Below are 13,341 nucleotides of genomic sequence, written 5' to 3' on the forward strand. Positions count from 1 at the left end.
TTTATCGACGGCTCAGTTGACGGCCTCGAACAGCGAGACGACATCCGCCTCGGGGTTCGTGAGGGTCAACGTCAGCACCGGGCGGCCGTGCTCGCCGAGGACGCTGGCGTCGCCGGCGGCCTGGGCCTGGATGAGCTGCCCGAAGGTGAAGGGACGGCCGGGGATCTCGAGATCCTCGGAGGGCGTCGCCGTGATCTGCAGGAACACGCCGACCGCCGGACCGCCCTTGTGGAACTGACCCGTCGAGTGCAGGAAGCGCGGTCCCCAGCCGAAGGTGACCGGGCGGTTCGCCTTCGCCGCCAGCAGGTCGCGGATGCCCGCGAGCTGGGGGAGCGCGAGGCGGTCCACGTAGGCCTGGACCGCGACGTAGCCGTCGGGTCCGAGCTGGGCGAGCAGGGCGTCCACGGCGGCGTCGAGGGTGCTCGCGTCGCCGAGGAAGGACCCGGTGGTGCGCACCTCGATGCCGCCCGCGGTGAACGCGGGGGTGACGGGCTCCGGCCGGTTGTCGAGCAGCGAGCGGGCGGCGACCTTGGCGGCCTCCACATCCGGCTGGTCGAACGGGTTGATCCCGAGCAGGCGTCCGGCGACCGCGACCGCGTACTCCCAGACGATGAGCTGGGCGCCGAGGCTGCCGGAGACGAGGATCTCGCCCTCGTGACGGTCGGCCGGGAACAGGTGGTGCGCCTCGGCGTTCGCGACGAGGCGGACGACCTGGAGGTCGGCCGGCTTCGACTCGAGCTCGGGGGCGAGCTTGTCGAGCACGACCGGCAGCAGGCCGGTGCCCTCCTTGCCGGTGGACTCGGCGATCAGCTGCTCGGCCCAGTCGGCGAAGCCCACGATGTGGGTCCCGTCGGAGACGATGCCCAGCTTGTCCTTCAGCGGGCTGGTTCCGGCGATCGCGGCGCCGAGCACGAGGCCCGGGTTCTGCTCGTTGTCGACCGCGAGCTCGATGGATGTGGCATCCGCCTCGTCGAGGAGCTCGGAGATGTCGACGCCGGCGAGGCCGGAGGGGACGAGCCCGAACGCGGTGAGGGCCGAGTAGCGGCCGCCGACGTTCGGGTCGGCGTTGAACACGCGGTAGCCGGCCTCACGGGCGGACTGGTCGAGCGGCGAGCCCGGGTCGGTGACGACGACGATCCGCTCGCGCGGGTCGATGCCGGCGTCCTGGAACCACTTCTCGTAGACGCGCTTCTGGCTGTCCGTCTCGAGCGTCGAGCCCGACTTGGACGAGATGACCACCGCCGTGGCTTCCAGCCGGTCGCGGAGAGCCGAGAGCACCTGACCCGGGTCGGTGGAGTCGAGCACGGTGAGCTCGGCCTCCGCCGTCCGGGCGATGACCTCCGGCGCGAGGGACGAGCCGCCCATGCCGCCGAGGACGATGTGGTTCACGCCCTTGGCGTGCAGCTCGTCGCGCAGCGCGACGATCTCGGGCACGAGCGGGCGCGAGATGGCGACCGCTTCGGTCCAGCCGAGGCGCTTGCTCGCCTCGGCCTCGGCGGCCGGGCCCCAGAGGGCCGGGTCTTGGGCGGTGATGCCGGATGCCACCTTGTCGGCGACGAGCTGCGGCACCACGGTGCGGACGGCGTCGGCCGCCGCACCGGTGACGTGGATGCGGAACGTCACTTGGCGGCTCCCTCGAGGGCGTTCTTCACGGTCTCGACGAGCTCGCCCCACGAGACGTTGAACTTCTCGACGCCTTCGCGCTCGAGGGTCTCGGTCACGTCGTCGTAGCTGATGCCGAGGTCGGCCAGCTTGTTGAGCACGTCGTTCGACTCGGCGTAGGTGCCGGTGACGGTGTCGCCGGTGATGTGGCCGTGGTCGAAGGTCGCGTCCAGCGTCTTCTCGGGCATCGTGTTGACGACGTTCGGGGCGACGAGCGCCTCGACGTACAGCGTGTCGGGCAGGCTCGGGTCCTTCACACCGGTGGAGGCCCACAGCGGGCGCTGCTCGTTGGCGCCGGCCTCGACGAGGAGCTTCGCGCGCTCGGTGGCGAACTGCTGCTCGTACACCTCGTAGGCGAGGCGTGCGTTGGCGATGCCGGCCTTGCTCTTGAGGCCCTCGGCCTCGTCCGTGCCGATCGCGCTGAGGCGCTTGTCCACCTCGGTGTCGACGCGCGAGACGAAGAACGAGGCGACCGAGTGGATGCCGGAGAGGTCGATGCCCGCCGCCTTGGCCTTCTCGAGGCCGGTGAGGTAGGCGTTGATGACCTCGCGGTAGCGCTCGAGGCTGAAGATCAGCGTCACGTTGACGCTGATGCCGGCCGCGATGGTCTCCGTGATGGCCTCGAGGCCCTCGACCGTCGCCGGGATCTTGATCATGACGTTCGGCTTCTGGATCTTGTCCGCGAGCTTCTTCGCGGCCTCGATGGTGGCCTTCGTGTCGCGGGCGAGCCCCGGGGCGACCTCGATGGACACGCGGCCGCCGACGCCGTTCGAGCGCTCGTAGACGCTGTGGAAGATGTCGCTCGCCTTGGCGACGTCGTCGGTGGTGATCTCGAAGATCGCGTCGTCGACGTCCACACCGGCGGCGGCGAGCTGGCGGACCTGCTCGTCGTAGGCCTCGCCCTTGGCGAGGGCGGCGGCGAAGATCGTCGGGTTCGTGGTCACGCCGACCACGTTCTTCTCGGCGATCAGCTTCTCGAGGTTGCCCGTGTTGATGCGCTCACGCGACAGGTCGTCCAGCCAGATGCTGACGCCCGCTGCGGACAGTGCGGCCGTGGGGGTCGCGGCGGTGGCGGTTGTGTCGGTCATTTTCTCTTATCTCCTCTTGTGCCCGCGCTCAGAGCGACGCGAGCGATTCCTTCGCTGCGGACACGGCGTGCTCGGTGGTCATACCGAACTCGCGGAACAGCGTCTTGTAGTCGGCCGAGGCACCGAAGTGCTCGATCGAGACGCTCCGGCCGTGGTCGCCGACGATCTTGTCCCAGGCGAGCGCCGCGCCGGCCTCGATCGAGACGCGGGCCTTGACGGCCGCGGGGAGCACCTTCTCGCGGTACTCGGCGGGCTGCTCGGCGAACCACTCGAGGCTCGGGGCGGAGACGACGCGGGCGTTGATGCCCTCGCCGCGCAGCTCCTCGCGGGCCTCCAGCGCGATCTGCACCTCGGAGCCGGTCGCGATGAAGATCACGTCCGGCGTGCCGCCCGGCGCCTCGGCCAGGATGTACGCGCCCTTCGCGACGTTCTTGGCCGACGCGAGGGTGTCGCCCTCGGCGTCGCCGTCTCCGCGCTCGAACACCGGGATGTTCTGGCGGGTCAGCGCGATGCCGGCCGGGCCGTTGCGGCGCTCCAGCATGGTCTTCCAGGCCCAGGCGACCTCGTTGGCGTCGCCGGGGCGGACGACCGTGAAGTTGGGGATGGCGCGCAGCGTCGAGAGCTGCTCGATCGGCTGGTGGGTGGGGCCGTCCTCGCCCAGCGCGACGGAGTCGTGCGTCCAGACGAAGATCGACGGGATGTTCATGAGGGCGGACAGTCGGAGCGACGGGCGCTGGTAGTCGCTGAAGATTAGGAACGTGCCGCCGAACGGACGGGTCGGTCCGTGCAGGACGATGCCGTTCAGGATGGCCGCCATGGCGTGCTCGCGGATGCCGAAGTGCAGCACGCGTCCGTACGGGTTGCCGGTCCACTCGTGCGTCGAGCGCTCGGTGGGCACGAACGATGCTGCGCTCTCGATGGTCGTGTTGTTCGACTCCGCCAGGTCGGCCGAGCCGCCCCACAGCTCCGGCATGACCGGCGCGATGGCGTTGAGCACCTTGCCGCTCGCGGCGCGGGTGGAGACGTCCTTGCCCGGCTCGAACACGGGAAGCGCGCTCTCCAGCTCCTCCGGCGCGGCGCCGCTCAGCAGGCGGTCGAGCAGCTGTTTGCGCTCGGGGTTCGCCTCGGCCCAGGCGTCGAAGCCCTTCTGCCACTCGGCGCGCTCCTCGGCACCGCGCTGGATGGCCTTGCGCGTGTGCTCGATGACCTCGTCGGCGACCTCGAAGGTCTGCTCGGGGTCGAAACCGAGCACCCCCTTGACGGCGCGGAGCTCGTCGGCGCCCAGGGCGGAGCCGTGGATCTTGCCGGTGTTCTGCTTCTTCGGGGCCGGCCAGCCGATGATGGTCTTGAGGATGATCAGCGACGGCTTGTCCGTGACGGCCTTCGCGTTCTCGATCGCCTGGTAGAGCTCCTCGACGTCCTCCTGGTAGACGCCGGTCTTCTTCCAGTCGACGACCTGCACGTCCCAGTGGTACGCCTCGTAGCGCGCCTTCACGTCCTCGGTGAAGGCGATGTCGGTGTCGTCCTCGATCGAGATCTGGTTGCTGTCGTAGATCGCGATCAGGTTGCCGAGCTCCTGGTGGCCGGCGAGCGACGAGGCCTCGGAGCTGACGCCCTCCTCGAGGTCGCCGTCGGAGGCGATCACGTAGATGTGGTGGTCGAACGGGCTGGTGCCGGGGGCCGCGTCCGGATCGAACAGGCCGCGTTCGAAACGCTGCGCATAAGCGAAACCGACGGCGGAGGAGATGCCCTGGCCCAGGGGGCCGGTGGTGATCTCCACGCCGTCGGTGTGTCCGTACTCGGGGTGGCCGGGGGTGAGGGAGCCCCACGTGCGCAGCTTCTTGAGGTCGTCGAGCTCGAGACCGTAGCCGCCCAGATAGAGCTGGACGTACTGGGTCAGGGACGAGTGGCCCGCCGAGAGGATGAAGCGGTCGCGACCGAGCCAGTGCTGGTCGCGCGGGTCGCGGCGCATCACCTTCTGGAACAGCAGGTAGGCCGCGGGGGCGAGGCTCATGGCGGTGCCGGGATGCCCGTTGCCCACCTTCTCCACCGCGTCGGCCGCGAGAACGCGAGCCGTGTCTACTGCCTTGTTGTCAATGGGATCCCACTGCAGTGCTGCCACGTGAAAACTGACCCTTCGTAGATGTGGTGAGGGTCGTCGTGGAACCCGCACCGGTTGAGGTAGTGCGCGCCGTGGACGTCATCGGCGCCGAGCCATTCCTCCGTCACCGTCCTACAAAGAGTGCGGCCGGAACAGGGCTTCGGCTGGCGAGCATCTCCAAGTATAGGTAACGCGCAAGAAACATGGGGTGTTCCCTCAGACGGTTGTGTCACAGGCGGACACGGGGTAGTCGGGTGGCCCGGTCCTCGACGTGACGTAGAATCGGATACCGTCTGAGTACATCGCCGACACATCACGAGGAGCAATGGACGTCGCTGTAGAGAGCCGTGTCGAACCGGGCCGCATCGGCGTCGCTCGCAAGGTGAAGGCGTACGTCGCCCTCACCAAACCGCGGGTGGTCGAGCTCCTGCTGGTCACCACGGTCCCGACGATGATCCTCGCGGCGAACGGCATCCCGAACCTGTGGCTGGTGCTCGCCACGGTCGTCGGCGGCTACATGAGCGCTGGCTCCGCCGGCGCGTTCAACTGCTACATCGACCGCGACATCGACCGCGTGATGCGCCGGACGAAGAACCGCCCGCTCGTCACCGGCGAGCTGTCCGACCGCGAGGCGCTGGTCTTCGCCTGGGCTCTGGGCATCGCCTCCGTGGTGGTGCTGGGCTTCTTCACCAACTGGCTCGCCGCCGGGCTGTCCGTCGCGGCCATCCTGCTCTACGTCGTCTTCTACACGCTGATCCTGAAGCGCCGGACCCCGCAGAACATCGTCTGGGGCGGCGTCGCCGGCTGCATGCCCGTGCTGATCGGCTGGGCGGCCGTGACCGGCTCCCTCGACTGGGCGCCGTTCATCCTGTTCGGCATCATCTTCCTGTGGACGCCGCCGCACTACTGGCCGCTGTCGATGAAGTACCGCTCGGACTACCAGGAGGCCGGTGTCCCGATGCTCGCGGTCGTCCGCGGTCGTGCCGTCGTCGGCCTGCAGGTCATCCTGTACGCCTGGGCGATGGTCGCGTGCTCGCTGCTGCTGATCCCGGTCGCGCACATGGGGCTCCTGTACACGGCCGTCTCCCTGGTGGCCGGCGGCTGGTTCATCTACGAGTCGCACCGCCTGTACAACCTGGCGATCCGTCACGAGACGGTGTCGCCGATGCGCGTGTTCCACGGTTCGATCGCGTACCTGACGCTGATCTTCCTCGCCGTCGCGATCGACCCGCTGCTGCCGTTCTGATCGTCGGCCGGACACGCGTTCGGCCCGAAAAGTCGTGCCATGAGGCCCTCTCCGGCTCTACCATGTGCGCATGACGGCACCGGTGCTGACCCTGCGTCTGACGACGCCCCGCCTCGTGCTGGACGTGCCGACGGACGACGACATCCCGGACGTGCTGGAAGCCTGCCAGGACGTCGAGACGCAGCGGTGGGTGCCCCTCCCGTCGCCGTACACGCGTGAGAGCGCGGAGTTCTTCGTGCGCAGCTACTGCCCGCACGGCCTGGCGAGCCGCCGGTACACGGTCTGGGCGCTGCACGCGCGCGGCGGCGGCCGCCTCCTCGGAGCGCTGGAGGTCCGCAAGGACGAGCGCGCCGGGTCGGCCTCCCTCGGCTGCTGGTCCGGCCCCTGGGCGCGCGGGCAGGGCTACATGCGGGAGGCGCTCGGAGCCGTCGCCCGCTACGCGCTCGACCCCGATGGGCTGGGATTCGACCGGCTGAACTGGGAATACGTGCCCGGCAACGAGTCCAGCAGGCGTCTGGCGGAGGCTGCGGGCTTCGGCTTCGGCGACGGGATGCGCACGGTCGTCAGCCTGCACGGAGAGACGCGCGAGGCGCGCGTCGGCCGGCTAGGCCGCGACGACGTCCGCCGTTCGCACCCCTAGCGCAGGAGAGCCCAGAACAACCGCGCGCCACTGGCCAGCGGTCGCGCCAGCCACGCGACCGTCACGATGATCAGGGCGAAGAACAGGTTCGCCGGACCCATCCAGTACGGAAGGATCGCCGTCGCGGTCGTGCCGAGGATGACGACTCCGAGGGCGACGAGCGTCGCCGTCCACGCTCTATCCGATCTTCTCAGGGCGCGAATGAAGGGCGCAGCGCGTCCTCTGAGCTGTCTCGCCACATGCCACCAGAACCCTGTCGCAAGCGCCGCGAGCGCAATCGGCAAGACCACGAAGGACGGGTTCATGACAAAGGAAGGCGTCTCGATCCAGGTGGTGTCGAACTCCGGCGGAATCGTCTTCGTGATGATCACCATGATGACGAGAAGGATGGCGCCGGAGCCGACGAGAAGGCGGTTGGTCCAGTAGCGGCCGACAAGGCCGAGTGTGCGGAGCGCTTGAGGACTGCCCGGATCGGCGGCGAGGACATCCATGCAGGCGACGGCCGCAGCAGCCGCGCGCCCGTTGCGCAGTTTCGTGGCCGCCAGATCGGTCCGGTATTCCGGGTTCTCCGGATCGAGAGCCAACGCTCGGCGGTACGCGCGCTCCGCATCCTCTACGAAACCCTGCGCCAGCGCGAGATCTCCCTGGAGATCGTGGACGGCCGCTTCGTCAGGAGCGAGGCGGAGCGCTTCGCGAGCGCTGTCCTTGGCCTCTGCGCTCACCCGCCCGGAGCGGAGGTGCACGGTTGCGACCACGAAATGCGATTGCCAGTCCCCGGGAGCGGTCTCGCGGGCAGCGGCCGCCGCCGAGCGGGCTGCCGAGTGCCGACCCTGACCGGATCGGGCGATCGCCAGCAACCGGTACGGCCAGGGGTTCCCGGGCGCGAGGGCGCAGGCGCGCGCGCTGGCGTCGACGGCGCCCGTCCAGTCGCTCTCCGCGATCGTGATCCGTGCCTGTGTGCAGAGAGCGTCGACATCGTCCGGATCGCGCGCCAGCAAGCGCGCAAGGGACATTCGCGCCGAGGGGAGGTTGTCGACCGCGAGGTAGCGATCGGCGAGGAAGAGCAGACGCGCGCGGCCGTCGTCGTCTGCGCGGTTCGCCGCGATCACAGGCGCTTTGACGTCTTGAGGAAGGCCCGAAGCTCTGCGAAGGTACCGTCGTCCTCTCCGAACTCGACCATGTTCCTCGCGCTGTTGAGCCACGAGCCCGTCGAGGGGCGGATATCCGCGCGTGCGCGCTGGAGGTCCGCCATGGTGATACGACGGGCCACACCGGCCCTGGCGCTCTCCAGGAGGGCGAATTCCGCGGCGGACGCACACACGTGGGCGATATCCGCCCCCGAGTAGCCGGCCGTGGCGCGGGCGAGCGCCGCGATATCGATTCCGTCGGCCGGCCGATTCTTGAGGTGCGTCGTGAAGATGGCTGCGCGGGCTTCCTCGTCCGGTGGCAGGACGAGGACAGTGCGATCAAGCCGTCCGGGTCGCCGCAGCGCAGGATCTACGTCCCACAACTGATTCGTCGCGGCGAGCACGTACACACCGTCGTTGTTCGCATCCACGCCGTCCAGTTCGGTCAGCAACTGGTTGCTCACCCCACGAAGCGCTGCCTGGCGTGTCTGACTGCGCCGTTGTCCGAGGGCGTCGAACTCGTCGAAGAAGAGGACGCATGGCGCCTCCCGCCGCGCCTGTTGGAAGAGCTGGTGGATGTTCGCCTCGGATTCGCCGACGAAGGGCGAGAGGATGTCCGAGACCGACGCGGAAAGGAAGGCGGCGCCGAGCTCGCCCGCCAGGGCACGGGCGATGAACGTCTTACCGCATCCTGGCGGCCCGTGCAGCAGGAGCCCGCCGCCCAGCGTCATACCGTAGAGCTCGCGGAGCTCGGGGTTCCGAAGCGGGGCGAGGAAGGCGGCATCCAGTCGCGCCTTGACGCTCGGCATCCCGCCGACATCCGCGAGTGTGACCACAGGTCGTTCGACGCCGGTCGGATCGGGATCGCGGGGTCGGGTGACGGTCGTGTTCACGACCTCACCGAGTTGACGCTCCGCTTCCGACCAGTCGAACTGCTCGGGCGAGTGGGCGGGAGCAGGATGCATCGGCCGCTCCGCCGCCGGATCGGCTGCGGAGAGCGCGGTACTCATCATCCGCCGGGCATCGGGGTTACCGGGATCACGGCGGAGTGCTTCCCCCGCCTGCGCGATAGCCTCCGCCGTCTCGCCGAAATCGAGCAGCAGCGCGGCCAGGTGCAGCCGGAGCGTGATGTCGTCGGGTGTCGCATCGAGCGCCCGGCGAACGGCGGCGATGACAGAATCCTGATCCACCTCTGCAGGATACTGAGTGCGCGAATGTCCCGGGGGCGCGCGTCGGCCGGCTAGGCCGCGACGACGTCCGCGGCTGAATCCTCTCGCGCGTCCAGCGCAGCCGCAGGGGCCTTGAGCGAGAGGATGACCGCGGTCATCGCGGAGGCCAGGAGCGCCGCGAGGGTCATGTGAATGCCCACGAGGATGCCCGGGAGGCCGGTGTTCGCCTGGATCAGACCGACGACGATCTGCAGCAGCTCGACCGCCAGCAGGTACTGCGTGAAACGGCGCACCGCCGTCGTGCGGTAGCGCAGGGATCCGACGACGAGGACGAGGGTCAGCGCGAACGTGACGTACGCGGGGATCGCGTGGACGTGCTGCAGGATCTCGGGATTCAGGCCGTTGCGCGGCGCGTTCGCGTCACCCGCGTGCGGTCCGCTGCCCGTGGTGAGGATGCCGACCAGGATCGTGATGGCGACGACGGCGCTGGTGACGTGGGCGACACCCGCGAACCAGCCGGGGACGGCGCGGACGCGCGGGCCAGGGACGGCGTAGACGCGGAAGACGAACGCCGTGCAGGTGGCGACGAGGGCGATCGATACGACGAAGTGCAGACCGACCACGTACGGGTTCAGCCCGCTCAGGACGCTGAGGCCGCCGATCACGGCCTGCGCCGGGATGGCGAGGCCGGCGATCAGGGTCAGCCAGAACAGATCCGGGCGCTGCTTGCGCATCCGGAGGATGGCGAGGAACGCCACGATGGCCACGACCGCGAGAAGGGCGCTGAGCACGCGGTTGCCGAACTCGATGAAGCCGTGGACGCCCATCTCGGGCGTGTTGACCAGTGAGTCGGCCGTGCACTTCGGCCAGGTCGGGCAGCCGAGGCCGCTGGCGGTGAGCCGCACCAGGCCACCCGTCCCGACCAGGACGACCTGCCCCACCAGGTAGACCCACGCGATCACCTTCAGCCGAGTGTCCACGCGGTCCGGCAGCCAGGCGATGATGCGCTTCATGGTTCGGGGGCTTTCTCGGTCGGATCGGCGGGGCCGGATGCGGATACTCGGGCAATGCGCAGGCGCGCCTCTACTAATACCGCGCCGCACCTGTAGAATTGATGGGTTCGAGGAACGCGCAATCCAGCGCGTGCGCGCGGCCGGTTTCTCCGTCCGTGGCCGGGGCATCGTGGCCCGTCTCCACGAACAGTCTAGGTACGCACGTGTTGGTACGCAGTCACCGCCACCCGCACAATCAGGACGCTCAGCAGCGACCGGCGAAAGCCGTGCTTGCCGAGGGGAATGAGCCGGACTGATATCCGGTTACGAGTGGAAGGAAACGAGGTAGATATGTCAGACATCCTGATCGATCGGCCTGAGCTCGCCTCTTTGGGGCAGTACGAGTTCGGCTGGGCGGATTCCGACGCCGCGGGTTCCATCGCCCGTCGCGGTCTCTCACCCGAGGTGGTGAAAGACATCTCGGCCCTGAAGAAGGAGCCCGAGTGGATGCTGCAGCGCCGCCTCAAGGCCCTTCAGCTCTTCGAGCGCAAGCCCATGCCGACCTGGGGCGCCGACCTGTCGGAGATCGACTTCGACAACATCAAGTACTTCGTCCGCTCCACCGAGAAGCAGGCGCAGAGTTGGGAAGACCTGCCGGAGGACATCCGGAACACGTACGAGAAGCTCGGCATCCCGGAGGCGGAGCGTCAGCGTCTCGTCGCCGGCGTCGCCGCGCAGTACGAGTCCGAGGTCGTCTACCACCAGATCCGTGAAGACCTGGAGCAGCAGGGCGTCATCTTCCTCGACACCGACACCGCGCTCCGCGAGCACCCGGAGATCTTCGAGGAGTACTTCGGAACGGTGATCCCGGCCGGCGACAACAAGTTCGCCGCGCTGAACACCGCCGTGTGGTCGGGCGGATCGTTCGTCTACGTCCCCAAGGGCGTCCACGTCGAGATCCCGCTGCAGGCCTACTTCCGCATCAACACCGAGAACATGGGTCAGTTCGAGCGGACGCTGATCATCGCCGACGAGGGCAGCTACGTCCACTACATCGAGGGCTGCACCGCTCCGATCTACAAGTCGGACTCGCTGCACTCCGCGGTCGTCGAGATCATCGTCAAGAAGAACGCCCGCGTGCGCTACACGACCATCCAGAACTGGTCCAACAACGTCTACAACCTCGTCACCAAGCGGGCCACCGCGGCCGAGGGCGCGACGATGGAGTGGATCGACGGCAACATCGGCTCCAAGGTCACGATGAAGTACCCGTCGATCTACCTGATGGGGGAGCACGCCAAGGGCGAGACCCTGTCCGTCGCCTTCGCCGGCCCCGGCCAGCACCAGGACGCCGGCGCCAAGATGATCCACATGGCGCCGTACACGCAGTCGTCGATCGTCTCCAAGTCGATCGCGCGCGGCGGCGGCCGTGCCGGCTACCGCGGCGAGGTGCGGATGGATGCGAACGCGCACCACTCCGCCAACACCGTCCGCTGCGACGCGCTGCTCGTCGACACGATCTCTCGGTCCGACACGTATCCGGCGATCGACATCCGTGTCGACGACGTGCAGCTCGGCCACGAGGCGACCGTGTCGCGCGTGAGCGAGGAGCAGCTGTTCTACCTCATGTCGCGCGGGCTCCCGGAGGACGAGGCCATGGCGATGATCGTCCGCGGCTTCATCGAGCCGATCGCCCGCGAGCTCCCCATGGAGTACGCACTGGAACTCAACAAGCTCATCGAGATGGGCATGGAAGGCTCTGTCGGATGACGCAGATCGAGACGACGCAGACCACCGCGCCCGCCCCGACCCACATGCGAGCACCTGTCCCGGTGCAGAGCCGCGCCGAGCGGTTCACCTCGACCGAGGTGTCGGACTTCCCTGCGGTCACCGGCCGTGAGGCGATGTGGAAGTACACGCCGGTGGCGCGCATCCAGGAGCTCATCACGGGCGACCTGGACGGCTCGCCCTACGTGTACGACGCCACGACCGCCCCCGGTGTGACCACCGCGTGGATCGGCCGTGACGACGCCCGCATCGGTGCTGCAGGGAAGCCCGAGGACCGCGCCTCCGCCAATGCCTGGACGGCCTTCGAGCAGGCGCTGCTCGTGACCATCGGCGCCGACCTCAGCGGAGACCGTCGCGAGGTCACGCTGACCCGCTCCGCCCTCGGCGGACCGGCGCGCGCCGCGCACACGGTCGTCGAGGTCGCCCCGGGAGCCGTGGCGACCCTCATCCTGCAGAACACCGGATCGGCGCACCTGACCGAGAACATCGAGTTCCTCCTGGGTAAGGACGCCGACCTCACGGTCGTGTCGCTCCAGGAGTGGGACGACGAGGCGCTCCACGTCGCCGCCCACTTCGCCGAGCTCGGCGAGGGCGCGCGCATCAAGCACGTCGCCGTCACGCTCGGCGGCGGAGTCGTCCGGCTCAACCCGTCGGCCCACCTGGCCGGCGCGCGAGCGGACGCCGAGCTGCTCGGCGCCTACTTCGCCGACGCCAGCCAGCACCTCGAGCAGCAGGTGTACGTCCACCACGACGGCCCCGAGACCCGCAGCCGCGTGACCTACAAGGGCGCCCTGCAGGGCCAGGGCGCGCGCACGGTGTGGATCGGCGACGTGCTCATCGGCCCGAAGGCCGTCGGCACCGACACCTACGAGCAGAACCGCAACCTCGTCCTCACCGACGGCGCCCGCGCCGACTCCGTGCCGAACCTCGAGATCGAGACCGGCGACATCGTCGGCGCCGGTCACGCGAGCGCCACCGGCCGTTTCGACGACGAGCAGCTCTTCTACCTCCAGTCCCGCGGGATCCCGGAGGAGGAGGCGCGCCGCCTGGTCGTGCGCGGCTTCCTCGCCGAGATCGTCCAGCAGATCGGCTCGCCGGCGCTCCAGGAGCGCCTGCAGGCCAAGATCGAGGACGAGCTGGAATCGGCGTCGGTCACAGCGTCGGCGCCCTCCGCGCCGGCCGCCGGGGCCGAGAACTGATGGTGGGCCAGCGCGTCGCAGCCGTCGCGGAGCTGGTCGAGAACCAGGCCACCCGCGTCGTGCTCGACGGCGTCCCCATCGCCGTCGTCAAGGACTCGTCCGGTGCGGTGCACGCCATCGGCGACACCTGCACCCACGGCGAGATCTCGCTGTCCGAGGGTTTCGTCGAGGACGAGACCCTGGAGTGCTGGGCGCACGGCTCCCAGTTCTCCCTCGTGACCGGCAAGCCCCTCAACCTCCCGGCTTACGAGCCGGTCCCCGTGTTTCCCGTCGAGATCATCGACGGAGACGTCTTCATCGACCCCAGCGCCCCGAAAGTGAACAACTAA

The 13,341-nt window shown here is 68.9% G+C and carries 11 protein-coding genes; 5 read left to right on the forward strand and 6 right to left on the reverse strand.

All coding sequences use genetic code 11. The features are described from left to right. Window positions 1–12 precede the first annotated feature (12 nt). Genes BLR91_RS07535 through tkt form a run of 3 tightly spaced genes read right to left on the reverse strand, consistent with a single transcriptional unit; the run spans window position 13 to window position 4,872 of the window. Window positions 13–1,623, reverse strand: a complete 1,611-nt coding sequence (locus tag BLR91_RS07535) for a glucose-6-phosphate isomerase (RefSeq protein ID WP_089876036.1) — start codon at window positions 1,621–1,623, stop codon at window positions 13–15. Further along, entirely contained in the window at window positions 1,620–2,750 is a 1,131-nt protein-coding gene (gene tal, locus BLR91_RS07540; RefSeq protein ID WP_089876034.1) for a transaldolase, read from the reverse strand. Before tal ends, BLR91_RS07535 begins: the two co-directional genes overlap by 4 nt. A 28-nt stretch (window positions 2,751–2,778) precedes the next feature. Beyond that, the gene (gene tkt, locus BLR91_RS07545) at window positions 2,779–4,872 is read right to left on the reverse strand and encodes a transketolase (protein ID WP_089876031.1); all 2,094 of its coding nucleotides are present in this window, start codon (window positions 4,870–4,872) and stop codon (window positions 2,779–2,781) included. A 304-nt stretch (window positions 4,873–5,176) separates the two neighbouring features. Here tkt and BLR91_RS07550 point away from each other — a divergent pair, with 304 nt between their 5' ends. Both BLR91_RS07550 and BLR91_RS07555 read left to right on the forward strand, forming a co-directional pair. After that, a complete protein-coding gene (locus BLR91_RS07550; RefSeq protein ID WP_020077541.1) occupies window positions 5,177–6,097 on the forward strand; it encodes a heme o synthase in 921 nt (306 codons plus the stop codon). A 70-nt stretch (window positions 6,098–6,167) separates the two neighbouring features. Beyond that, the gene (locus tag BLR91_RS07555; RefSeq protein ID WP_089876029.1) at window positions 6,168–6,737 is read left to right on the forward strand and encodes a GNAT family N-acetyltransferase; all 570 of its coding nucleotides are present in this window, start codon (window positions 6,168–6,170) and stop codon (window positions 6,735–6,737) included. Here BLR91_RS07555 and BLR91_RS07560 read toward each other — a convergent pair. The 3 genes from BLR91_RS07560 to BLR91_RS07570 are packed head-to-tail and all read right to left on the reverse strand — an operon-like array spanning window position 6,734 to window position 10,046. After that, entirely contained in the window at window positions 6,734–7,846 is a 1,113-nt protein-coding gene (locus tag BLR91_RS07560; RefSeq protein ID WP_089876026.1) for a tetratricopeptide repeat protein, read from the reverse strand. The genes BLR91_RS07555 and BLR91_RS07560 overlap by 4 nt on opposite strands. Continuing rightward, the gene (locus BLR91_RS07565) at window positions 7,843–9,054 is read right to left on the reverse strand and encodes an ATP-binding protein (protein WP_089876023.1); all 1,212 of its coding nucleotides are present in this window, start codon (window positions 9,052–9,054) and stop codon (window positions 7,843–7,845) included. Before BLR91_RS07565 ends, BLR91_RS07560 begins: the two co-directional genes overlap by 4 nt. 50 nt (window positions 9,055–9,104) lie before the next feature. Beyond that, window positions 9,105–10,046, reverse strand: coding sequence for a COX15/CtaA family protein (locus BLR91_RS07570; RefSeq protein WP_018191128.1), 942 nt, complete (start codon window positions 10,044–10,046; stop codon window positions 9,105–9,107). 330 nt (window positions 10,047–10,376) lie between these two features. Here BLR91_RS07570 and sufB point away from each other — a divergent pair, with 330 nt between their 5' ends. The 3 genes from sufB to BLR91_RS07585 are packed head-to-tail and all read left to right on the forward strand — an operon-like array spanning window position 10,377 to window position 13,341. After that, the gene (sufB, locus tag BLR91_RS07575; RefSeq protein WP_018191127.1) at window positions 10,377–11,795 is read left to right on the forward strand and encodes a Fe-S cluster assembly protein SufB; all 1,419 of its coding nucleotides are present in this window, start codon (window positions 10,377–10,379) and stop codon (window positions 11,793–11,795) included. Next, window positions 11,792–13,012, forward strand: coding sequence for a Fe-S cluster assembly protein SufD (sufD, locus tag BLR91_RS07580; protein ID WP_089876021.1), 1,221 nt, complete (start codon window positions 11,792–11,794; stop codon window positions 13,010–13,012). The genes sufB and sufD overlap by 4 nt, the downstream gene beginning before the upstream one ends. Then, window positions 13,012–13,341, forward strand: coding sequence for a non-heme iron oxygenase ferredoxin subunit (locus tag BLR91_RS07585; protein ID WP_089876019.1), 330 nt, complete (start codon window positions 13,012–13,014; stop codon window positions 13,339–13,341). The genes sufD and BLR91_RS07585 overlap by 1 nt, the downstream gene beginning before the upstream one ends.

Origin of the sequence: Leifsonia sp. 466MF (assembly GCF_900100265.1) — a bacterium.
Classification (GTDB): domain Bacteria; phylum Actinomycetota; class Actinomycetes; order Actinomycetales; family Microbacteriaceae; genus Leifsonia.

Bases quoted from the DNA above. Each gene is read 5' to 3' on its own strand.
- BLR91_RS07570 (WP_018191128.1), bottom strand. From the start codon at position 10,046: ATGAAGCGCATCATCGCCTGGCTGCCGGACCGCGTGGACACTCGGCTG.
- BLR91_RS07555 (WP_089876029.1), top strand. From the start codon at position 6,168: ATGACGGCACCGGTGCTGACCCTGCGTCTGACGACGCCCCGCCTCGTG.
- BLR91_RS07585 (WP_089876019.1), top strand. From the start codon at position 13,012: ATGGTGGGCCAGCGCGTCGCAGCCGTCGCGGAGCTGGTCGAGAACCAG.
- sufB (WP_018191127.1), top strand. From the start codon at position 10,377: ATGTCAGACATCCTGATCGATCGGCCTGAGCTCGCCTCTTTGGGGCAG.
- sufD (WP_089876021.1), top strand. From the start codon at position 11,792: ATGACGCAGATCGAGACGACGCAGACCACCGCGCCCGCCCCGACCCAC.
- tal (WP_089876034.1), bottom strand. From the start codon at position 2,750: ATGACCGACACAACCGCCACCGCCGCGACCCCCACGGCCGCACTGTCC.
- BLR91_RS07550 (WP_020077541.1), top strand. From the start codon at position 5,177: ATGGACGTCGCTGTAGAGAGCCGTGTCGAACCGGGCCGCATCGGCGTC.